The following is a 21,561-nucleotide window of genomic DNA, read 5'->3' on the forward strand; positions in this document are numbered from 1 at the left end:
GATCAAGTTCAACCCGAAGGGCAACTCGAACCTCACGGTCACGGCCACCGACGAGACCTCGAGCGGCCTGGGCCTGACCTCGATCACCAGCACCTCGGCCAAGACCTCGACGGTCGGGCAGGGGAGCTTCCTGCTCAACGGGGACATCAACACCACCCTGGGCAAGTTGACGACCGCGTCCAGCCAGCTGCGCACCGATGCTTCGACCTGCGGTTCGAACCTGTCTGTGGTGCAGAACCGCAAGGACTTCAGCAAGAACCTGATCAACGGGCGCGACACGGGCGCGTCGAACCTGACGGCGGCGGATCTGAACCAGGAAGCTGCGAACTCGCAGGCCCTGTCGACCCGTCAGTCGCTGGGCATCTCGGGGTTTGCGATCGGATGCCTACACCCGCCAGGATCCTCCACCAGAGCGCATCGCCTTGTAGCCGCTGAGACCGTCGTTCGGCTTGGGTGGCGCCTTCGGAGCGACGCCCGGCCGGACGCGGTCGAGCAGCTGACCGATGAGACCAATGGCATCGACCATGTCGTCATGCACACCGGCGGGGAAGCGCAGCAGCTCGGCCTCGAAATCCTTCCGCCAAGGGGCGTCGCCCGGGATGTAGAGTCCTCGCATGGACATGCGGGCGCGGATGCTCTGAGCCCGAACAGCCTTGTCACCGCGCGTCGGAAACTGGCGCCGCGGCACGTAGGCCTTTTGCTCGCGGGCGGCCGCCTCGATCATGGGACCGAGCGAGGCGCGGATCTGGCCGCCTTCCTCAGCCCACTCGAGCGGGCGCCACTTCTTCACGAGATCGCACCAGGCGCTGATCCACTCGGCGCTGTCGGCCTGTTTCCGCCAGAGGTCGAGCACGTGCATGTTGCCGTCCGGGTCGAGGCCCACGACGACGTGGACCGTGTAGTCGCCGCCGTCCCGGGTCACGGCGTAATCGGACGCCCCGTAGACGTTCAGGCCCTCGCGCGCCGGCGAGCCCTTGCTCGGCTTGATCCACTCGCGCTCGAAGTAGCTACCGCCCTCCGGTACCGGCACCTGCTGGTACAGGCTCGCCCAGGTGCGGGTGTCGACCTCCTCCTTGCGACGACGCAGCTGAGCGCCGTAGCCGTAGTCGCCGTCGTCCCAGAGGAACTCGCCGAGCGAGCGCCCAAGCGGATCGCCGAGCCCAGCCTGCGCCGGCAGGGACAGCACGCGGTAGGGGCGGGCGATGCCGTCGAGCTGCCGGATGATACGGCCGGCCAAGTCGTCGTCATGCCAGCGGGTGTGCATGATGACCTTCTTCGCCCCAGGCTTGAGACGGGTGGAGAAGTCGTCCGAGTACCAATCCCAGGTCCGATCCCGCATGCGCCGGCTCTCCGCGTCCTCGCGGCTGCCGAACGGGTCGTCGATGATGCCAAGGTCGGCCCTGAAGCCGGCAATGCCTACACCCACGCCCACGGCGTAGTACTCGCCGCCGGCCGTGGTCGCCCAGCGGTTTGCCGCCTGGCTGTCATCGGACAGGCTGACGCCGAGGTCCTGGCCGTGCTCCACGATCAGGTTGCGGGTCTTGCGCCCGAACCGCTCGGCCAATTCTGAGCTGTGCGAGGCGGTGAGCACGTTCCGGTCGGGGTGGCGGGCCACGTACCAGGCCGGAAACAGGTGGTTGGTGTAGATGCTCTTGCCCGAGCCAGGCGGCATGAACACCAACAGGGTGTCGATCTCGTCGTCGGACTCCAGCAGTTCGAGCTCGGCGATCAGCACCTCGTGGTGGTGAGCCGGCGTGTAGCCAGCGGCCACCGACCACGCCACCATCGAGTCCTGGATGTCAGTGCGCCGTTGGCGGCGCTTCGCCTCCATCGTCAGCAGCCTCACCCGCTCCCGCGCGGCCGAGACGTCGAAGCTGCTCGACGGCTGCGGCGAGTTCTGACCCAAGCTCGGCATCGGACAGGTCTCCTACGGGGTCGACGGTGAGGTGCTGGGCAGGCTTGCCCCAGGCCCGGTCGAGGATGTGGCTGGCGGCGGTGACGCGGGCCGCGGCTGGGGCGTCGTCGTTGCGCATGACGCCGGCCAGGGTTTCGAGGGCTTCGCGCGTGTAGCCGCGGGCAAGCTGCTTCACGTCGTCGGGCAGGCGCGGGCGACCGCCAGGATTACCGGACTGGCCGGCGGAAAAACGCTTGCCGGGGGGCGGGGTCGACATGGTCTCGTCTCAACAATCGTGATGAAGTTTAGCCGTTGCTATGTGCCCTCAGAGCAGGGGCATGAACAGGGGGCAAGGGTTCGATCCCAAACGGGTTCACGGTGACGCGTTGTTCGTGGCGATCAGCCCGTGGATCAGGGGGTCGAAATCACCCTCGGCCAGATAGGCCATCCGCGTGTACTTCAGGCCGAAGACTGCAAGCGTGTCTCTTCCCGGCAGAATGAATGCGCCTTTGTCGATGACGCCCTGCCGCTCCAGGCTCTGCCGCAGGTTGCTTTGTCGAGGAGCTGCCTTGGCCGTGCGCAGCAGGGATGGCTCGCCAATGATGCCGCCGGGGAACTCGATCCAGGCGTGCCCGTCCCAGTCGACCGGGCTGGATCCATCGGTCACGAACGGGCCGCTATACTCGAACGCCGGGACACCCCCGCAGGACAGCGACCCCAGCGCGACTTTGTTCGGGACGCCATCCTCGGTGAGACGCCACGAGATGGCCGCGCATAGCCCGACGCACTGACCGACCGTGTTGCGAAACATCCGCAAGGCGTCCGTGGTGCATGTCGCGAAAGCCTTACGGACTGCTTCTGGCGTCGCGGTCACAGGTTGGTCGGGGTCGGACATGGCGGCTCCTTCAGGCTGCGTCATAAGCGGCGCGTGTCGTCGCCGCCGTGCCCGATATCGGGCACGACCTGTAGTTCGAGGAACGCGACCTTGAGCCCGGCCGCGAGACCCTGAAGCGCTGCGGCAGCGGCTTGCTGGCGAACCTCGCGGGCGTCGTCTCGAACCTCCAGCGTCACGGCCGCAGTGAGCGCCATCTGCCGGGCGGTCTCGATGCCGGCGGCGAATGCAGCCTGCTCGCGTGAAGTCATGAGCGCACCGATGCCTGAATGATTGGGCGGCAAATGGCTTCGATAGTTTGTATAGCAGACACAATACGCGGTTCTATTGGATCATCATCAATACACTGAAATGCTATTCGCCTTTGCTCGACATAGAAGTCAGCATTTTTGTCGTGAGGGTGCAACTTATCACTTTCCAAAGCCAACAAGACTCCGCAGGCAATATCAATCTCGGTAAGAATTCTCTCAATCGCACTCCAGGACTCTACCGCCTGACGTCCAAATACAGCTGCGGCGCGATGACGCTTTGTTCTGAACTCAGCAATTTTGTCCGCAGACTTATGAAACCTAATTATTGGAGCGTAATATGTGTTCATTGCAATTTCGCTTGGAGAACCATCTTCATTGACTGCTTCACGAGCATCTATGACTCGAACACGAGCGTTCCGGATGATCTCGTGCATTTGATAGAATGTTGCGAGAATATCCTCTGCAAGTTCCAATCTGCGCTTACCCAATGTCTCATCGCGCCATTTCCCAAGTGCTTTCCATCCTACGATCGCCGTGCTGATGGCCGCTCCAGCGACAGTGATGTCCTTCGCGATGCTGATGGCCGCAGGCGCCCGCTCCGCCAGCCAAGACCAATCTATCTGCATGAGGTTCGTCCTTCAGGCTGCTGATCGAGCAAGGGCGGCGTAGGACGCCAGGATCTGGCGGCGATCCGTGGCGGCGAGAGCGTCGAGGGCGCGGCAGGCGGGCTCCAGCGCGGCCGGATCGGCTTCGGCCTGGGCGAGGAGCCGGCAGAGGTTCGCACCGCGCGGTCCGATCAGGAGTCGAGCAGTCTGGCGCAGGGCACGAAGACGGGCGCGTTGCTCGGCAGGATCGAGGCCAGCGGCGAACGGCCCCCAACGGTCTGCAGGGGGCATCATTGACGCCACCACGGCAGAAAATGACCGCGCCACGGTTTCCAGGTTTTAGAAACCACCCGTTTATCCGTGAACGCGCGCACGTACACGTATAGGGAGGATGGGGAAGTTTCCGAAATTTTGGAAACCTGAAACCTCATCGGTCGCCTCCGTGACGGCCATGTTCGGCTGGCGAATTCAGGCGGATGCCGCGGTATCCCTTGGTCCTGATGGCCTTGATCTGCACCGGCTCTGGGAAGCCGCGTCGGCGCATCGACTCCTTGAAGGTCTTGCCCGTACCGGGCATTTCCCCCGCCGCCTTGGCGTAATCGGTCCAGGCGTTGAACAGCACGACCTTGGCCTCGAACTTGTTGATGTTGTCGCGCTCCACATCGCACTGCTCGTCCAAGAACTGCCCGAAGACGTCCTGATCGGCGAAGTAGTCCTGCGTCGCGGCCACTACGGAGGCAGGCTTGCAGAGTCCGTTTTGCTGCCAGTCCAAGCAGCCGTCGATCATCCAGCGCAGGATGCCGGGCCACTCGGCGCGGAGCTGTTCCTCCAGCGTCGGATCCGGGTGCGCGGGCTTGCGGATGAACGGCAGGATCAGGAAGCGGCGCCGGATCGCGTCATCGAGGTTGGTGATCGCAGGGGCGTAGTTGCCGAGCACCGTCAGCTTGAACTGCGGCCGGAACTCGAAGCTGTTCTGCCGCATGAACCGGGCGCGGATGGTCTCGCCGCCGGTGAGGGACTTCACCCGAGCCTCGGCCCACCGCTTCCCGGCCTCGGTCTCAGAAGCCGACACCATGCGGGCGCCGGCCAGGGCGGCAAGCTCCTCGGGATGCCGCTCGTGGGGCGAGGCAGTGAACGTCTCCAGCCCCGCGACCTTGGCGTAATCGCCCATGACGCCGCCGACGATGTTGGCGAACACGGACTTGCCGTTGCCGCCCGGCCCGTAGAGGAAGGCGAGGGATTGCTCCTGCGTCGAGCCGGTCAAGTTGTAACCGGCCCACTGCTGCAGGAAGCGCATCAACTCCTCGTCGCCTCCGGTCGCCTCCTCCAAGAACAGCACCCATCGCGGGCAATCGGCGCGAGCGGCGGGCGCAACCGCGGTGTTCTTGGTGATGAGGTCTTCGGGTCTGGGCGGCCGGATAGCGCCGGTTCGTAGGTCCACCGTCCCCGCCGGGGTGCCGAGGAGGAACAGGTCGCGGTCCCAGTCGTCGGTGACGACGGCAACCCCCTGATCGCGGCTGGCGTGCTCCTCGACCCCCTTCGCGAAGGCGGCGCGGCCGGCGCCCCGCTTGGTGCCTGCGGACTCGTCGATGGCCATCTCGCGGGCAAGATCCCGGGTCCACGCGAAGGCGCGGCGGGTCTTATCCTGCTGCCACCTCTGGCCGTCGAAGATGAACCACGATCCGACGGAGTGGTCGTATCGAACCCGTGCACCGTGACGGCGGATGAATTCGACAGCAACCCGGTCCTCCGACAGGATCTCACCCGCAAGCGCGGCGACGGCCGCCGCCAAGGTCGGGTCGCCGGGGCGGTCGCCCTGCGGTTTGAACGTCTCGCGCCGAATGTCTTCGGCATGCTGATCGTGCTCGCTCAGACTCATGCTGAGGCGCCTCCCATCACGGCATCGTTCAGGTCTTTGACCCCCTCGGGAGGCCACACGATTTCGATGTTGCGGCCGGCGGCGTGCCAACGTGCGCCGACCGCCTCAATGGCCTTGCGGCTGGCGCCGCCGTCGTTCTCGCCGATCACGACCAGGCGCTGGACGTCGGGCAGCACGGGCAGGCGCCCGATGCCGCCGGAGGTGCCGAGCGCCCAGATCGGGGTGAGGCCGTAATGCTCGCGGGCGGCGAGGGCGGTCTCGATCCCCTCGGCGACGTGCAGGGTGCTGGTGACGGCCGACACAGGGTCGAGCATCACCGCGGCCCCCTCGGCGGTGCCGAGCATCTTCCGTCCGAGCTTGGTCCCGTCCGGCGCAAGCGCGGTCCGGTGAACCCCGATGACGCGGCCGGTGGCGATGCAGGTGAGGGGGGCGATCTGGGCGGGTGCGGTGCCCTGCTCCCAGGGGCAGGCCGGATGGTAGAACAGCGCCGTGCCAGCGACCTCAGCCGGCAGCGCGAGCCGCCGACGGTTGAGATGCAACTCGACCACGGTGCCGATCGGGTTCTGGCCCTCGCGGCAGATAGCGCGGGCGCTGGCCTGCCGACGAGCAGCCGCAGCGCGTGCTCGGGCCTCGGATCGACGGCGGGCCTCGACCAAGCGCTGGATCTCGGCCGGATCGGGCTTCCGGGCCGAGCGCCAGTAATCGGGGCCGGCGCCGACACCGGCGGCGATGTAGTCGTTGCACGCCGGCCAGGGATCGCCCGCGAAGCTGTGCGTCATCACCCCGAGGGGCGAGGTCTCGCACAGCCAGACGGCGAGGCTGCGATCCTCGCGGCTATGACCGGGACCGGGGACGTAGGCGCGGTGGCCGCGTACCTCGCCACCGAACCGATCTGTAATCTGACGGAGGTCGGTGACGATCATGCGCGACGCGCCTCCTGTTCAAGGCGGTCGGTGAGGGCGGCGAGACGGTCGCCCTGGCGGATTGAGAGGTTGCCGTGCAGTCGAGCGAGGTTGTCGAGGAACCCTCGCTCCCATTCCGTCAGGTGCCATGGGCGGCTCTGGCAGAAGCGCACGCGGGCGCGATGCTCGGCTTCCTGGCGGGGCGTGTAGATCCGGCGGAAGGCGTAGGTGTTGAACGGCCGGATCCAACCGGCGCCGGTTGGTTTTTCTCGGCGCCGAGAAAATTCAGATTGGGCGCCGGCGCCCAAATTGTCCCGCTGGCGGGACATGTCGCGGCGCTCCGACAACTCAGCTCTATTGATCGGGATCGCGGCGGCGAGGTCGTGCCAGTCGAGGCCGGCGGCCTGCAGCTTCCGGCCGACGCCCCGGCAGGCGCCGAGGGCTTCGTGGTCGTTCTCGGCGCCGCAGAGGGGCAAGAGCGTGCGGACGCTGGCGGGGATCGGGCGCGGCATCGTCATGCCCGGCCTCCCTCGTCGAACCGGGCGCCCCAAGCACGCAGGTGCTCCCGCTCCGACTCCTCTGCGACCCGTAGGGCGGCGAGCGCCGAGGCGGGGATGTGCCGCTCGATCACCTCCGTCACCATCGCCTTCAGGGTGCGGGGGTGCAGCGCGTCCAACTCGACGCTCTCGCCCTCGAACCCTTTGGCGTGGCGGTTGCCCTCGCGCTTCGTCGGCCGGGTCGGCAGCCGGTGCTCGGTGATCTGCGCTTCGGTCAGCGCCACCCGCTCCATCGTGAATTCGACGTCGGGGCAGAATTCCCGCAGACGCGCCTCGATGGTCTTCGGGATCAGGGCCCCGGTCGGGTCATGGTCGCCGAACTGGTAGAGGTACGTCGGCCGGTCGCGGACCGCCCACTCCCACTTCATCTGCTCCGCGGTCGTGTGCAGGTAGGTGATCGATGGCATGCCCTTCGAGGACAGCAGCGGCACGTCGTACACGGACGTGACGTCCCACATGATGCCGGACAGGGCGTCCTTCTCGACCCAGATCTCGACGTAGGCCGGCGCGTCCCTCAGGGCGCTCTTCCGGTAGAACCGGGCGGTGTCCTCCACCGCCTCGGCCATGCTGGTCTGGGTCGCCGTGACGAGGCGGCGTCGGCTGTGGTCAACGATCCAGGCGAACGGCAGCTCGCCCTCGATCCGCATGCTGGTGAGCAAGCGCACAACCGTCTGCTGGTACTGCGCCTCGCTCTTCTCGATCAGCCCGCGGTGGACGAGCTGATAGAACACCTGCCGCACCGTCATCGGCTGGTCGGCGGCGACGATGTCGTAGATGGCCTGCTTGAGGTCGGAGACGTCGGACTTGGACCGACGCGACCGCTTTATAGAGCATGCATCATAAGCCGGGGTGAGGGCGGGGGAGCTCATGCTCGCGCCCTCCAGCTATCGGTCTGCGCGAACGCCAACTCGGCAATCACCGCGGCGGTGGCCGGCGGAATTCCGAAGCGGCGGGCAACGAATAGATCTTGCCGAAGGGGGCGAGGCGCCGTAAATCTCTCTTCGCAAGCCGCCACAGCTGCATTTGAGAGCCCTGCCGTCGCCCCGCGATGCGCGGGGTTCTTCATTTTCGGGGTCCTGGTTGAGGCGCCGGCCGGTTCGGCGCCGTCATGACCGGCACGGCAGGGGTGCGCCCCGCCGATTGCGTGGGGTCAGGCCGCGAGGGGCTCAGAAGCCTGCGGGGCCGAGACGTTCGGCTTCATGCCGAGCAGCCGAAGCGCAGCGTCCCCAGGCACAACGGCGGCGCGGCCGAGCCACACAGCCTCCAACTCGCCCCGCTTGATCGCCTGATAGAGGGCGTTGCGGGACCGCCCGCTCGCCTCAGCTAGGGCCGGCACCTTCACCGGAAGACCTTCGCGCGCCCTGCGGACCACATCGTCGAGGCTCATAGGAACCCTCCCGTTCTGCGTCACCAGTGACGCAACATGCCTAGTGATATGGCGGGGACGGCTTGCGTGTCAACAGTTCTGCGTGCTAGGTGACGCAGGATACGTGAGGGACGCCAGGGGCACGAAATGCCGAAGAAGCTGCCGGAGGGTGAGGGGAAGCGCATCCCGCTCAACATGCGGACCACCCGAGAGACGCGCGATCGGCTTGAAAAGGCCGCGGAGCAGTCTGGGCGTTCACTTGCTCAAGAACTGGAAATCAGACTTGAGCGATCATTTGAATTTCAGAGCATAATCGAGCAGACCATTGAGCAGTCTGGGAAAACTTTTGCCAATGCCACGGCGGATTTGATCGGCAGATATCAAACACTTGCCGACATGAACGAGAAGCATCTCATTGAAGTCTGTGGAGGTGACGACTTATTTCTGTTTTGGGGGGCGCTGGCCGGTGCCATACATCGCGTCGAGCGGGAGCGCGGTAAAAGCATTCGTGACGATCAAGAGACCCGAGACGCCGCAGAGCGCGAGCTGCTTGGTGAAATCCCTCGGCTATTCCGCCAAATGCCTGAGAGCTATTCGTCCTTCAGAGCGCGCATTGCAGCGGAACCGCCAGCCACCGGCGCGTTGGCGCAAATTGCTCATGGAGCTGCCGAGCGCAGGGCTGGCGCTGGCGAAAAAGAAAGCTGAGTTGCAGATTTATTGGTACGACAGGCTCTCAGTGCGTTGCTTGCGCCCGAGGCACGCAAAGCATCGCAATGACTTGTAACACAAACCCATCAACTGTGCTTAATTCCGCGAGTGCTTCCGCTCGTGGAGTTTCGACGTGCGCATTGCTCAAGATCGTGTTCTGAACCTTCGCCTCCCGGCCGCCCTGCGCCGGGATCTCGACGCCGCCGCCCAAGCCGGCGGTGTCCGCCTGTCCGTCGCGACGCGAACCGCGCTCGCGGTCGGCCTCGCCTCGATCCGCCGGACGGATCAGCCCGACCCGCCGGCCGCCGGCCCGGCCGCCGCGATGCAGGCTGCCGCGTGAGCGCCGCCGACGCCTCGGGCGAGGCCGACCGCGCCGACCAGGCCGACGAGGGCATGACGCTGGAGGGGATCCTGCGCGAGGCCGGCGTCGACCCGCGAGATGTGTGGCCGCAGGCGCCGACTGAGTTGGCCGTGCAGAGCCGACACGAGCGGATGGTGCAGGCCCTCCGTCCCTATGCGCAGCCGACCGGGCGCGCTGTCGTCGAGCTGGACGACAGGCCCGAACAGGTCGGGGCCTGGGTCAACGGCGCCGGTCGGGCGCTCGGCTACGAGCCGACCTGGGCCCGCTTCGTCCGCCCGGATCTCGGCCGCGGCGCCCTGTTCGTGCTGCATAGTCCGCATCCCGACAACGAGGCTGAGCTGATTGTTCTCGCCGAGAAAGGCGTGCTTACGCGCTCGCTGATCGTCGATGTGTGCCGCTGGGCTTTCTTCGGCCTTGGTCTTTGCCGTGTCGTGGTCCGGATCCCGGCCGACAGGCCCGACCTCTCCGACCTCGCCCGCCGCGCCCGGTTCCGGTTCGAGGGCACCGCCCGCCGTTTCTTTCGTGGCGCCATCGATGCGCAGGTTTGGGCGATGACCGGCCCGGATTGCCCCTGGCTTGCGCCCCGTTCGTCCGCCGCCGCCACGGCCGCCGACGTGCCCGCCTCCTCCAGCATGAAGGTGCACTGACGTGGCCCTCTTCGACGCAATTACGGGCGGGGCTGCAAAGACCGCCTACAAGAACAACATCCAGACCATCAACACCGGTCTGAACCAGCAGACGACGGCGCTCGGCGACAACGCGACAAGCGCCAACAATTACCTGCTCGGGCAGGGGCTGAATGCCCTCGGTCAGGGGTACAGCACCGCCAACACGAACCTCGGCACGGGGTTCGACATGTCGCGGACGGATCTCGGCAACGGCTACGGTGCCGGCCAGGGCGCGCTCGGCCAGGGGTACGGCCAGGCGCAGGACGCGATCAACGCGGGCTATGCCGCCGCGCAGGGCGCGCTCGGTGCTGGCTACGGCCAGGGTCGTAGCGACCTCCAGGGCCAATACGGGCTCGCCAACGACTACCTGCAATCCCAGTACGGTCAGGCCCGGAGCGACATCTCGTCTGGCTACGGCCAGGCGCGCGCTGACCTGACGGCTCAGTACAGCCCGACGCAGGGTTATCTTCAGGGGATCTCGACCGGATACGCGCCGCTGGTGGCTCAGACCGCCGCTTCGGTCCCCGAGTACATGAACGCGATCGGCGGCAATGGCGCTTCCGGCTCTGCGCAGGCCCTACAGGCGTTTCAGCAAGCGCCCGGGTATGCATACCAGCAAGATCAAGCGCTGGGCGCGATACAGCGCTCTGCGGCAGCCCGTGGCGGACTCGCGGGCGGCAATGCGACCTCGGATATTTTGTCGACTGCGAATGGCTTAGCGGCTCAGGGCTATCAGCAGTACGTCAACAACCTCCAGACCGCTGTCGGGATGAACACGACCGGGCTTGCGGGTCAGGCGCAGGGGCTCGCACTTCAAGGCAACGCCAGCCAGAACTACGGCAACGCGCTGGCCAGCCTCGGCACGCAGCAGGGCGGGCAGCTCGCCAACATCTCGACTGGGCTGGGCAACCAGCTTGCCAGCAACAGTCAGAACCTTGGCAATCAACTCAACGCCAACGCCACCGGGCTCGCGAACGCGCAGGGCAACGCATTCATCGGCCAAGGCGGTGCGCTGGGCGGCCTGTACCAAAACATGGGCACTGCCCTGAACACTTCGAACGTGGGTCTCGGATCCGGCCTCTCTTCGCTCGACAGCGGTTTCGGGTCGGGCATGGCCAACCTCGCGACGAGCCAAGGGTCAAACACTCTCGGCGTCTACGGGCAGGCCGGCGCGAACTTGATGAACCTGGGCAATCAGGAGTCGAACGCCATCGGCAATGCCACGAAGATGTACGTCGACAACTCGAACACCGAAGCCAAAAACCAGATGGCGGCCAGCAGCAACTTGCTTGGTGCGCTGGGAGGCCTTGGCCAGAGCTTCATCGATGGCGGCGGCATCAGCGGCTTCGCCAAGCTGTTCAAATAGGAAGCGTGCAGATGTCGGCTGGCGAATTCTATCAGATCTTTTCCGGTTTCGGGCGCAGTCTGCGCGATCAGCAGGACCGCGAAGACCAGAAGTCGCAGCTCTCGAAGCTCGGGGAGCAGCTTCAGGGCGGCGATTATTCCGGCGCGGCTGGAACCGCCTTCAAGGCCGGCGATCTGCAAACCGGCATCAACCTACTGAAGCTCGGGCAGGGCCAAGCGCAGTCGGCGCAGGCCAACGCCGCGTTCGGCGGCCTTGGCGGGCTGTACGGCGGCGGCGGTGGCTTCGGTGTCGGCGGTCCTGTCGGCGCTTCCGGCGGCGGCTCGGCGCCTGCCGGAGGGGTGCCGTCGTTCCTCGACCAGGCTGGGCCACAGGGCGACTACCTCGCCGGCCTGTTTAAGCGGGAGAGCAACAACAATCCGAACGCTCAAGCCTCGACCTCAGGGGCGCGCGGGCTCGGCCAGTTCATCCCCTCGACCTGGAACGCCACGGCCCGCCAGCACCCGGAGCTCGGCCTGACGCCCGTGGGTCCCGGCTCGGACGGCCGCACGGACCCGCAGCAGATGATCGCCGCGACTAAGGCCCTGACTGCTGACAACGAAGGGATCCTGGCGAAATCCGGCCTGCCGGTGAACGATGCGACGCGGTACGCGCTGCACTTCCTCGGCGCTGGTGGCGGCCCTCGCCTGATCGCCGGCACCCTGCGCAACCCCGACGCGCCGGCGATGAACTACGCCGATCCGAAGGCGGTCGCGGCCAACCGGAACGTGTTCTTCAACCGCGACGGCACGCCCAAGAGCGCTGGCCAGGTGATGCAGGATTTCGGGCGCTCGTTCGGCGGTGGCGGGCAGAGTGCCCCGGCTCCGGTAGCTCCGGTCCGCACCGCCAGTGCGGATCCGGATTTCATGCCCTCGGCTCCGAGCCCGCTCAATCGGCCGTTGGCGCCCGTGCAAGGGCTCAACCCCGGTCGACCGCAGGGACAGGGTGCGCCCGCGCAGCGTCCGGTGCAATTCGCCGATGACGAAGCCCAGACGCAGGCTCTTGAGGGGCGGATGGGGATGTATCCCCGCGACGTGTACGGCATCGTCCCGCAGGCCGGCGCTCCGGCTCAGGCTCCTCGCCCGATGGCCTCCGCAGATCCGCAGGCGGACATGCCGGTGCCGAACGCCCAGCCGGCCGAGTTCCGGATCCCGCCTGCGCCTCAGGGCTCTGCTGCTGGGTCGATTGCGTCACTCCCGGCTGGGCCTAGCACCCCGCAACCGCGTGGCCCGCTCCAGCCAGCCCCGCAGCGCGCGGTGCCGCTCTCGTCCGACCCGGGCTCACCGCCCGCGCTGAATGCCGGGCCGCAGGCCGTGCCGACGCTCCCCAGCCCTGGACAGGGCGCTGCGCCGTCTCGCGTCATGGCCTTGCCGGGCCAGGACGGTGACGGCCCCTCTCCGCAGGCTCGAGCCCAGGTTTCGGCCCAGGCGCCGCAGCACCTCGAACAGGCCGGGCTTCCGCCCGCGATCGCCCAGGCCGGTGCCGTCGGCGCTCCCGGCTCGCAGCAGCGGATCGGCGTGCTGATGCGGATTGCCGGGCTGCCGGGTCTCTCGGAGGCTCAGTCGGGAGTGGTGAAATCGCTGCTCGCGAACGAGCTCGAACAGACCAAGCTGCCCGAGCTGCAGAAAAACTACATGCTGGCCCGCAGCCAGGGTTTCGGCGGGACGCTGCTCGATTACCAGAACGAGCTGCGCAAGCCGCTGACGCCGACCGTCGTGGCGCCCGGCAACGCCGCCATCGCGCCGGGCGAGCGGGCACCGTTCTACGTCAACCCGCGGGCACCCACGGCTGTTTCGGCCGGGACGACGCTGTTCGACACCACCACCAACCAGCCGGTATTCACCGCGCCGGCCCGGGAAGGGGCGTACGAAGGCGCGAAGCTCCGGGCGCAGATGGATGCTCGCCGGGAGGCGGCGCCAGGGCTGGGCCTCGTGGAGGGCACGCCATCTTATCGCTCGTTCGTGGGGGCCGGGAAGATCGGCGCCGATCGCGACATGTCGGCCGGCGACAAGAAGACGATCGACACGGCCGACAATGCGGTGCTCTCGGCTCAGGCGTCGATCGGCATGCTGGAACAGGCCAAGGAGCTGTCCGCCAAGGCCTACGCTGGTCCTTTGGCGAGCGAGCGCGGCAAGGCGATGAGCCTGATCCCCGGCAACGAGGCGGGGCAGGCGACGCTTGAGCTCGACAACCTCGTCACGACGAACGCCCTGACGAACCTAAAATCCATCTTCGGCGGCAACCCGACGGAGGGCGAGCGCAAGATCCTGCTCGACGTGGCCGGCTCCTCGAACCTGCCGCATGCTCTGCGGGTGAAGATCTACCAGCGGGCGATCGACGCGGCACAGCTTCGCCAGCAGCAGAACGAGGCCAAGGCGGCGCAGATCCGGGAGGGCACCTATTACCGCCCTGGATCTGGTCCCGGCGCGGCGCAGGGTGCGGCAGGCGGCGGCCAGAGCGGCGCCCCGGCCCTACCGGCCCCGTCGCCCTCGAACCGCCCCGGCGCGGTCGCCCCGGCAGCCCGCTTCCAGCAGCTCATGGGGGCCGGGATGACCAAGGATCAGGCCTACCAGCAGCTTCACAGCGAGGGTTACTGACATGGCGGATCTCAACGAAGATCGCCTGTTTGGCCCTCGCCCAGAGCTAATCGGCCGACCCGCTCTCCAGGTGCATGACATGCTTCGAAGCCCCGAGCAGGATGGCTCGGATGCGGTTGCCATCGGGCATGGCACGGGCGTCCTGATCAAGCGTGCTGGCAACCGCAGCGAGCGCAGCAGCGCGCTGCTGGAAGGGCATGTGGGCGCACACGGCCTTCGCCAGAAAAGCGCTCGCCCACCAGAACTCCTCCACTGTGAGGTGGGAGGTACGCACGTCTTCGTCGGCCATGGCGCGCTCGCAATCCTGAGGGACGGGCGAGTGTGGGCGGTGACAGGGGCTGGAGTCGAGGTACTGAAATGAGCGCCGGTCTCGCCTTTGATCCCGCCGAGTTCGCCGCGTTCAAGTCGGGGCTGGCCGCGCCTGGGCAGGGTGCGGCGCCTGCCATGCCGGTCGGGGGCGATGCCTTCGACCCGGCCGAGTTTCAGGCCTTCAAGGCGTCCCGGTCGGGCGGTGGCCAGCGTGATGCGGCCCCAGCCAGCTTCAGCGACCGGTTCGGCTCGGGTCCGATGGCATCCACGCTGGACACCTCGACGCCGGAGGGCTCGGCCCTGCGCCGGACTGCAGACGAGCGGCTGGTGGGGAAGCCGTCTCTGGAAAACCAGATCGACGCCGGCCTCTTCCGCGGGGCGAACGCCATCGGTCTGAACCTGCCACGGAACGCCATGGCGGGGATTGAGGCGCTGCGCTCGGGTCGGTCGTTCGGGGACAGCTACCGCGAGGTCTCGGACGTCGAGGACGCCCTGGCGCGGCAGTATCCGAAGACGGCCGTCGCCGGGACCGTGGGCGGCATCGTCGGCGGCGCGGTCGCCCTACCAGCTCTGCGAGCGGCTGAAGGAGCCGGCTTCGTCGGGCGCGGGGTGGCAAATCTGGCGACGGGGGCAGGTTACGGAGCTGCGGCCGAGTATCTGGACAACAAAGATCTCGGCAACGCCGCCATTGCTGGCGCCATCGGCGGCGGGCTGGGAGCAGCCGGCGGTGCTTTGCTTGAGGGAGCGGGGAAGGCTTATGCCGCGGTCCGTCGTGCGGGCATCCCTTTCCAGGGCTCTGACGGTGCCTTGACGGAACAGGCTGCGACCGCATTGCGAGAGGCGGGCGTCGATCCCGCCGCCATCACGCCGGAGATACAGGCGGCACTTAGAGCGAAGGGGCCGACGTTGGCTGCGGTCCGTGAAGGGCAGGCAGCCGAGTTCGGACTTCCGCTCTCTCGTGGGCAGGCGACGGCCAACCCCCAGGTTTTGGCGCAGGAGGGGCGCGCCCTCTCTGGCCAGGCTGGGCCGCGGGCGCAGCAAATCGGCGAGGAGTTCGCCGGCAGGCAGGCTGAGGCCGTCGCGGCGACCCGTGATCGCTTCCTCGGCATGGCCGCTGGTGATGCCCCACGCATTGAGCGCCCGCAGGAGGCGTTCGAGGCGGTGGCGGATCGTGCCCGGCAGGCGACCCAGGCCGAGGCCGAGCGGGCCAGCATCGCGCAGCGGGCGCAGGACGATGCTCTTCGAACTGTTCGTGGTCGTGGCGAGACCGACGCCCTCGATGCAGCGACCCTCGCGGCGCAAGGCACCCGGGATGCCGCCGCGCAGAGCAAGGCCGGATACCGGGCCGCCTATGACGACGTGGCCGCGTTCCCGCACCAGTTCGACCCCGGCGCCCTCGACATGCTGGGTGGCCGCGTTCGTAGCCGTCTCGGCGCCGACGTGCCGCTCGACGACAGGCTGACACCGGCCGCCACCCGGGCGATTGCCGACCTCGACGCGGTGCCGCAGATCTTCGGGTTGGCGCCTGGCGAGGGGCCGAACCTGCAGCAGGTCGATCAGCTTCGGAAGCGCCTCGGCGCCCTGTACGGCTCGACGGCGCAGAACCCTACGGATCGGCGTGCCCTCGGGCGGGTCATGGAGGAGTTCGACAACCACCTGTCCGACGCCGCGGGTGCTGGCTTGCTCAATCGCCCGGCACCTCGTGGGGCCGCAGACTTGGCCGGAGACGGCTTTCCCGGGGCTGCGAGCCTCGACGCTCCACCCGCCACGCTTCCGGCCGCTGGCGGGGCTCCTACGGGCAAATCTGAGCCGCTGACGCACTACCTGGCCCGGAACGGTGGGATCCGGCTCGACGACGACGCGCGGGCCGCCGACCTCGGCCGGGTGATGACCCCGTTCGGGCCACTCGGGCGGAAGGCGGGGCGACCCATCGAGGATTTCCGCGATCAGCTCGCCAGTGAAGGCTTCCTCCGGCCGGACAGCGCGGACGGCATGATCTCGCGCCGGATCGGCGATGAGGTGCATGACCTGATCGGCCTGGAGCGCTCTGGGCAGCCGGTCTACCGCCTCGCGGACCTGTCCCGCGAGACACGGCCGGACGTGGGTGGGCGGTTGGCAGATCAGAATGCCGCCTATGCCGAGCGCATCGCACCGTTCCGTCAGCAGGTAGTCGACGACCTGGCGTCCGTTGGGGTTCGGCCCCGCGACATGGATCCGGCACACCTCGACGACGCGGCGCAGCGGCTGTTCCGGGGTGAGCATGACACCGGCGCTGACGCCTACGAGGCGGCCGTGCTCGGGCGTGAGGCCCCCGGCAACGGGCGCGGTTTTGCGTCGGTCTCCGAGTCTGTGCCTTTCGACGGGGCGACCGCGCGGGCCACGTCCGACGCCCTACCGATCGGCGACACGGCGCCCCTGGAGGCGATGCAGCGGGCCCGCGGGCTGTTCCGGGAACACCAGCAGGCTTTCAAGCCTCGTGCCCCTGGCGATACGGCCGGGGCGAACCTGCGCCGCATCGTGGAGCGCGACGCCTCGCCGAACGAAGTCGCCTCGATGTTGTTTGGCAGCACGACGGGCCGTGTCTCGCCCGGCCAGATGCAGACACTCGCCCGACTGCGGGAGGCCGTGGGCGCCAACAGCGAGCCGTGGGCGGCCGTGCAGCGGGGCCTCATCGCCCGGCATCTGGGCGGCGAAGGCCGAGACCTCGGCCAGCGGCTCGACTACCTGCTGCGGGGCGAGGGGCGGTCTCTGACGTCGTACCTGAGCCCGGAACAGCGGGCAGGCCTCGGCCAGTTGCGGGCGGCCGTGACGCAGGCCGAGAACGCTCGGCAGCCAATGCCGTCATGGGCGGCGGATCTGGAGCGGACCGGGTTCGATCCGAACGCAGTCGGCCGCAGCCTATTTGGCTCCTCGGGGACGATTGGCGCCAAGCCTGGCGCGGTCAGCGAGGCGCGGGCTGCCAAGGCTTTCCTCGGGGCAGACAGTCAGGAGTGGTCCGGGCTGCGGCAGGCGGCAGTGCAACGGCTGATGGATCCCGCGACGCCGGCCACGAAGATGATCGCAGGCTTGCGCGACTTCACCGACGGTGCCGGCAAGGGCGTGGCTTCCACCCTGTTCAACGCCGAGGAGCTGAGCCACCTGCGCCGGTTCTCGGGTGCGCTTCAGGCCACGATCCGGCCGGACGGTACGATCAAGGCCGGGGCGGCGGGCGAGGCGGGGCGCAAGGCGGTGGCGAAGGCCATGGACCTGATCGCCGGCGCGATCGCGTTCAAGGTCGGCGGCCTCGGCGCGGCGGCCGGTGCCTACGGGGCCAAGGTCGGCACACGGGCGGTGGTCGGCGGCTTGGGCGCGGCTTCGGCCCGGCGGTCGTTCGAGGGCGGCGCGCCGCGGCTGCTGGCACCGCCTCCGATGCTGCCCTTGGGGCAGGCCGCGGCTGCGTCTGGCCTCTACTCTGGACAGCAGTAGATCAGTCCGGCCAGCGCCCGCGTTCGATGCGGTGTCGAATGGCTGGGTAAACGATGATCAGCAGCAACACGGCGGCCGTGGCTGCGCTGAGCGGCGACCCTGTGTTGAGCCACGTCGCGACATGCAGAAAAAACAGCAGGCCGACGGCCAGCCATATCACAAGCTGCATCATCAGCGGGATGGACCGCCGATTATAACTTTGCCGATTGAACCAGAACCGTGCCTCGCCGCGCCAGTCCATAGGGAGCGGCAGACGCCCTTCTCGCTCAAGGCGCTCGCGTTCCTGCGCAGCAGTGGTGAAGCGCCATCCAGTCATGTGCTCAAGATGGCAAGCGTGGCCGCGCTTGTCGAGGCGGCCGATCTCGCTGCAGCAGGCGCGGGCGATGTTCGACCCGGGGAAGTTCTACGGGATGCTGCGCGGTGCGGGGGCGCGAGGTCAGCCTCAAGGATTGTAGGCCTGGCCCGTGCTGCCTGGGCATGCGCTCAAGATGGCGAGCGTGGCTGCGCCTGTCGAGGCGCTACAGCGGATAGGCCGTGACGAGGAAACGGCGTTCGTCCATCCCGGACGATTGCCAGACCGATCGGAAGGGCGGGCTCGTGCCGTCAGGGCACACCAACGGCCCCTCGTAGACGTACCGGCGCCCGAATTCGGTATCGAACTCCCGGACGAGATGGACCGGCTTGCCGTGCGCAAACAACGCCGAGAGGAATGGCGGGTCAAATTCCGCACTGAAACCACGGGCGTAAAACCATTTCGCCTTGTGGCGGCCGGTGCGGTGGCTGAGGTTGAGCAGGTAGCCGATCGTCTTGGTGCTGACGATCGTCAGTTCCGGCGTCCAGTCGCCGAGATCAGGCATAGCGGCGGTTCAGGAGGCGCGCAAACCAGCAGCCCGCACGGTAGCGATGCCGACCACCGGTGCCGTGAACTCGACTTCGTAGGCTTCGCCGTGGGCGTAGACCGCCACGATGGTGCCCTCCGTGCCAGCGGGGACCGCTAGGCCCTCATCGGTCGAAACCTCGCACAGGGTCGCAACCACGGCCAGTTCCTCGAAGGGCTGGGCGGCGGTCTGTGGTGCACGCTGGCGGTACAGGGTCTCGATCGTCATCCTGTTAATCTGGCGCGGCGTTGCGATATCTGCAACCGGATAGCCGGTACCGGTTCACAGCGTCCGATGTCGGCCACTGCCTATGACGACTACAGCGCCTTCATGTCCGACAAGCTCAACGCTCTCCTCGAACGCCTCAAGGCTCACCAGCGCACGCTCATCCTGGCGATGGCCGAGCATGACGGGTTGCCGGCCGGGAGCGCCCTCCGTCAGGTCGCCGAGCTAGGGCTTCCAACGGCGAATAAGGCATGAAAGCGGGCCGGTGGACGCCGTTCTACGGCCCACAGCTCGGTTTGCGACACGCCTCGTCTCACCACGCCAACCCATTGCCTGGCTACGGGCAACGCGGTTAGCTGGGCTGTGTTTTGGCAGCCTAGGTTCAGGTGATCGCGATGAAGATTGAATTCGCGTCAGCGGCCGTCATCATCGCGATTTCGACAAGCTGGATCGCAGCAGCCTTTCCTGCAACTGCGGACTCGCTCGACATATACGAGCACAACGGTTCAGTTATCCACTGGTCCGTGTTGGGGGACGCGATCAAGGCGACTTATTCAACGCCCCGCCCCGGTTTGGCGGCCGCTGGCATATCTCCCGGCGCTGTCTTGTTTGAGGGAACCTACAAAGGCGGTCAAATTGTCGGCCGCGCCTACGCCTTCAAGGCAGGTTGCCCGCCGGCTGGGTACGATGTGATCGGCGGAGAGGTGACGCGAGGTACCATTGTCTTGCGCGGCCCAGGACCACACCGCGCGTCAAACTCGTGCGCGGTTGTGAGCTATCTCGCAAATAGCCCGCACGCTCGGCTCGTACTGACCTACTCCGCCAATGTGACACGAACCGATCCGGGAGCAACCTCACCGACGACACCAGCGCCAACCCCGGTGGCCGAACTACCAACCGAGTGTAAGTGGTCAAAGTCCGCACGGTTGGATCAGAGCGTCACGTGTCCGGGCGATAATCATCGGGCCGAAACGCCACCGCCGGTTCAGGCGACCCCTGCGCCACCGATTGGGTCAACAGTCCAGAATGCGGCACCAGCCGCGAGCAACACCGACCAAGATAGCGCCTTCTGGCGCGCGAAGGCCGCCGTGAGGGAGTACGCTGCCCGCTCGGAAGAGACGCCCGAACAGTTCAGCGCCCGGGTCGGTGATTCTCTCACGAACGTCGAGGGTTTAGTCTACGGAGTAATCCGCGTCGGCGGAGATCCTAACAGCATGCTGCGATCCTTGGATGGGTATACTGAAGCTATGAAGAACCCACTCAAGCGCAAATTGCGCGATTGTCTTCTCAAAGACCCAAAATATGGACCCGTGCCAACGCCCGAAGAATGCGCAGTTGTCGAGCGACAGCTCGGCCTACCGCCCCTTCCATAACAAGCGAGGTGAGAGGAAGGTCGGCACTCTGAGTCGTAGGGGTTCAACTACCACCTGCCGCTGACAACCGTCGCCCGGATGGTGATTCGGGCAGACTACGCTTGACCAACACGTTCGGGAACTACGCCGCGGCCTGTTTGCTATAACGGTCCGCCCGCAGACCCTCACCGCATGGCTCGGCCCGCTCCACGACCCGCGCGGATTCGAGATTGGTCTGATCGGTGGAGGTCGCCAGCCGCTTGTCGGCAGCCCTTCTTCGATTCCCCATCCACAATCTGCCTTTGTGGATCTCCCTTATCCGTGGGGTGCATCGGTTTGCACCCTATGCTGCCCCAAAGCGCCGGTGCCGCGGATCGCCCTCCCCGCCGGAGCCAGGCCAGCCACTCGCGGCTGATGATGCGCAGGATGTTCGGATCCGACTTCCGACCCTGGTGGCGGCGCTCCTGGATGGTCAGCAGCCCATCGCCCTCGGCCAGACGGATCGCGGCCTGCGCCAGTCGCCGGCAGACGCCCGCCCGTGCCGCGATAGCGTCGATGCACAGCCCGCAGGCGCCGTTGCGGGCGACCTCATCGCCCACGATCCGCAGGACCGCGAGCTGCCCGGTGGTGAACCGGGATCCGAGCGCGGGCGGCATCGGGCCGGAGCAGGCCAGCCGACGGCGGCGCTCGATGGCCACGGATCGCTCAGGAGCCCGTTGGAGACGCTTGGCCGGAAACAGCGTCACACGGCCAAGCGGAATGCCGACGGGCGCCACGGTCTCGCGCACCGCGGCCCTGCGGGTGTGCAGCGCCTCGGCGAGACCCTGCGCCTCGCTGTCAGTGACGGTCTCGGCGGCGTGGGCCTGCCAGATCTTGCGCGACAGGTCGTCGAGCTGCGCGAGCGTGCGCGCGCCCTCGATCGCCCCCTGCATGGTGGCGTGAAACATCGAACCCGGTCCCTCACGGGCCGCGGCAGGGTCCAGGCAAAGCCTTCCCGGTGCGAGAATTGGCGTTCTCGCTTGACTCCCGGGCGGGAGCTATGGCTTGTGAGGGGTATCGAGTCGGCCCCCACAAGGCCCCAGGATTTCAGCAGGCTCCCGTTTGGCGACGGGGGCCTGTTGGCTTTTCAGGGTCTCTGTCTCGCGGCGCTGATCTCCTGAATGACGGCCGCGACTCGCCAAGGCGGGCCCGGCCGGAACGGTCCATGTCGACCGGGGCGCACGGTTAAGTCAACGGCGAGGCGGTCTCCG

General features: G+C 67.2%; 23 protein-coding genes and 1 pseudogene. 8 read left to right on the forward strand and 16 right to left on the reverse strand.

Annotation, left to right across the window (positions count from 1 at the left end; genetic code table 11):
* A pseudogene (locus tag MKK67_RS11480) lies at positions 1 to 379 on the forward strand (flagellar protein); the annotation flags it as partial.
* Positions 380 to 385: 6 nt separating this feature from the next.
* On the opposite strand, the gene terL reads toward MKK67_RS11480, so the two are convergent.
* The 11 genes from terL to MKK67_RS11535 all read right to left on the reverse strand — a co-directional run bounded on the left by terL (position 386) and on the right by MKK67_RS11535 (position 8,367).
* Positions 386 to 1,915, reverse strand: coding sequence for a phage terminase large subunit (gene terL / locus MKK67_RS11485; RefSeq protein WP_243964547.1), 1,530 nt, complete (start codon positions 1,913 to 1,915; stop codon positions 386 to 388).
* Positions 1,800 to 2,171 carry a hypothetical protein gene (locus tag MKK67_RS11490; RefSeq protein WP_243964548.1) on the reverse strand — a complete coding sequence of 124 codons (372 nt, stop codon included), beginning with the start codon at positions 2,169 to 2,171 and terminating at the stop codon, positions 1,800 to 1,802. The genes terL and MKK67_RS11490 overlap by 116 nt, the downstream gene beginning before the upstream one ends.
* Before the next feature lie 96 nt (positions 2,172 to 2,267).
* On the reverse strand, positions 2,268 to 2,789 hold the full coding sequence (locus tag MKK67_RS11495; protein WP_243964549.1) for a hypothetical protein: 522 nt from the start codon (positions 2,787 to 2,789) through the stop codon (positions 2,268 to 2,270).
* 20 nt (positions 2,790 to 2,809) lie between these two features.
* Complete coding sequence (locus MKK67_RS11500) at positions 2,810 to 3,037, reverse strand: hypothetical protein (RefSeq protein ID WP_243964550.1); 228 nt, start codon at positions 3,035 to 3,037, stop codon at positions 2,810 to 2,812.
* Positions 3,034 to 3,663: a hypothetical protein gene (locus tag MKK67_RS11505; protein WP_243964551.1), complete on the reverse strand. Its 630-nt coding sequence runs from the start codon at positions 3,661 to 3,663 to the stop codon at positions 3,034 to 3,036. The genes MKK67_RS11500 and MKK67_RS11505 overlap by 4 nt, the downstream gene beginning before the upstream one ends.
* Positions 3,664 to 3,675: 12 nt before the next feature.
* Complete coding sequence (locus MKK67_RS11510) at positions 3,676 to 3,936, reverse strand: hypothetical protein (protein ID WP_243964552.1); 261 nt, start codon at positions 3,934 to 3,936, stop codon at positions 3,676 to 3,678.
* 133 nt (positions 3,937 to 4,069) lie between these two features.
* Entirely contained in the window at positions 4,070 to 5,434 is a 1,365-nt protein-coding gene (locus tag MKK67_RS11515; RefSeq protein WP_243964553.1) for a phage/plasmid primase, P4 family, read from the reverse strand.
* Between the two features lie 83 nt (positions 5,435 to 5,517).
* A complete protein-coding gene (locus MKK67_RS11520) occupies positions 5,518 to 6,444 on the reverse strand; it encodes a toprim domain-containing protein (RefSeq protein WP_243964554.1) in 927 nt (308 codons plus the stop codon).
* Positions 6,441 to 6,941 (reverse strand): hypothetical protein, encoded by a 501-nt coding sequence (locus tag MKK67_RS11525; RefSeq protein ID WP_243964555.1) that lies wholly within the window; start codon positions 6,939 to 6,941, stop codon positions 6,441 to 6,443. Before MKK67_RS11525 ends, MKK67_RS11520 begins: the two co-directional genes overlap by 4 nt.
* Positions 6,938 to 7,849, reverse strand: coding sequence for a hypothetical protein (locus MKK67_RS11530; RefSeq protein WP_243964556.1), 912 nt, complete (start codon positions 7,847 to 7,849; stop codon positions 6,938 to 6,940). The genes MKK67_RS11525 and MKK67_RS11530 overlap by 4 nt, the downstream gene beginning before the upstream one ends.
* Positions 7,850 to 8,130: 281 nt before the next feature.
* A complete protein-coding gene (locus MKK67_RS11535) occupies positions 8,131 to 8,367 on the reverse strand; it encodes a hypothetical protein (RefSeq protein ID WP_243964557.1) in 237 nt (78 codons plus the stop codon).
* A gap of 126 nt (positions 8,368 to 8,493) precedes the next feature.
* Between MKK67_RS11535 and MKK67_RS11540 the strand changes: the two genes are divergently transcribed.
* The 5 genes from MKK67_RS11540 to MKK67_RS11560 all read left to right on the forward strand — a co-directional run bounded on the left by MKK67_RS11540 (position 8,494) and on the right by MKK67_RS11560 (position 14,082).
* The gene (locus MKK67_RS11540; protein ID WP_243964558.1) at positions 8,494 to 9,051 is read left to right on the forward strand and encodes a TraY domain-containing protein; all 558 of its coding nucleotides are present in this window, start codon (positions 8,494 to 8,496) and stop codon (positions 9,049 to 9,051) included.
* A gap of 136 nt (positions 9,052 to 9,187) precedes the next feature.
* Positions 9,188 to 9,394, forward strand: coding sequence for a hypothetical protein (locus MKK67_RS11545; RefSeq protein WP_243964559.1), 207 nt, complete (start codon positions 9,188 to 9,190; stop codon positions 9,392 to 9,394).
* The gene (locus MKK67_RS11550; protein WP_243964560.1) at positions 9,391 to 10,062 is read left to right on the forward strand and encodes a hypothetical protein; all 672 of its coding nucleotides are present in this window, start codon (positions 9,391 to 9,393) and stop codon (positions 10,060 to 10,062) included. Before MKK67_RS11545 ends, MKK67_RS11550 begins: the two co-directional genes overlap by 4 nt.
* Position 10,063: 1 nt before the next feature.
* The gene (locus MKK67_RS11555) at positions 10,064 to 11,449 is read left to right on the forward strand and encodes a hypothetical protein (RefSeq protein WP_243964561.1); all 1,386 of its coding nucleotides are present in this window, start codon (positions 10,064 to 10,066) and stop codon (positions 11,447 to 11,449) included.
* 11 nt (positions 11,450 to 11,460) lie between these two features.
* A complete protein-coding gene (locus tag MKK67_RS11560; protein WP_243964562.1) occupies positions 11,461 to 14,082 on the forward strand; it encodes a transglycosylase SLT domain-containing protein in 2,622 nt (873 codons plus the stop codon).
* Positions 14,083 to 14,128: 46 nt separating this feature from the next.
* Here the strand turns inward: MKK67_RS11560 and MKK67_RS11565 are convergent, their stop codons facing one another.
* The gene (locus MKK67_RS11565) at positions 14,129 to 14,371 is read right to left on the reverse strand and encodes a hypothetical protein (RefSeq protein ID WP_243964563.1); all 243 of its coding nucleotides are present in this window, start codon (positions 14,369 to 14,371) and stop codon (positions 14,129 to 14,131) included.
* Between the two features lie 68 nt (positions 14,372 to 14,439).
* Here MKK67_RS11565 and MKK67_RS11570 point away from each other — a divergent pair, with 68 nt between their 5' ends.
* The gene (locus tag MKK67_RS11570; RefSeq protein ID WP_243964564.1) at positions 14,440 to 17,856 is read left to right on the forward strand and encodes a hypothetical protein; all 3,417 of its coding nucleotides are present in this window, start codon (positions 14,440 to 14,442) and stop codon (positions 17,854 to 17,856) included.
* 1 nt (position 17,857) lies between these two features.
* Here the strand turns inward: MKK67_RS11570 and MKK67_RS11575 are convergent, their stop codons facing one another.
* The 3 genes from MKK67_RS11575 to MKK67_RS11585 form a co-directional block, all read right to left on the reverse strand.
* Positions 17,858 to 18,172, reverse strand: coding sequence for a hypothetical protein (locus MKK67_RS11575; RefSeq protein ID WP_243964565.1), 315 nt, complete (start codon positions 18,170 to 18,172; stop codon positions 17,858 to 17,860).
* Positions 18,173 to 18,374: 202 nt separating this feature from the next.
* Positions 18,375 to 18,713 (reverse strand): DUF6883 domain-containing protein, encoded by a 339-nt coding sequence (locus tag MKK67_RS11580; protein WP_243964566.1) that lies wholly within the window; start codon positions 18,711 to 18,713, stop codon positions 18,375 to 18,377.
* A gap of 9 nt (positions 18,714 to 18,722) precedes the next feature.
* On the reverse strand, positions 18,723 to 18,962 hold the full coding sequence (locus MKK67_RS11585; protein ID WP_243964567.1) for a DUF4926 domain-containing protein: 240 nt from the start codon (positions 18,960 to 18,962) through the stop codon (positions 18,723 to 18,725).
* Between the two features lie 66 nt (positions 18,963 to 19,028).
* Between MKK67_RS11585 and MKK67_RS11590 the strand changes: the two genes are divergently transcribed.
* A complete protein-coding gene (locus tag MKK67_RS11590; protein ID WP_243964568.1) occupies positions 19,029 to 19,214 on the forward strand; it encodes a hypothetical protein in 186 nt (61 codons plus the stop codon).
* Positions 19,215 to 20,496: 1,282 nt separating this feature from the next.
* On the opposite strand, the gene MKK67_RS11595 is transcribed toward MKK67_RS11590, so the two are convergent.
* Complete coding sequence (locus MKK67_RS11595; RefSeq protein ID WP_243964569.1) at positions 20,497 to 21,258, reverse strand: hypothetical protein; 762 nt, start codon at positions 21,256 to 21,258, stop codon at positions 20,497 to 20,499.
* Positions 21,259 to 21,561 lie beyond the last annotated feature (303 nt).

The sequence above is a fragment of the Methylobacterium sp. J-072 genome (assembly GCF_022829425.1).
In the GTDB taxonomy this organism is placed as follows: domain Bacteria; phylum Pseudomonadota; class Alphaproteobacteria; order Rhizobiales; family Beijerinckiaceae; genus Methylobacterium.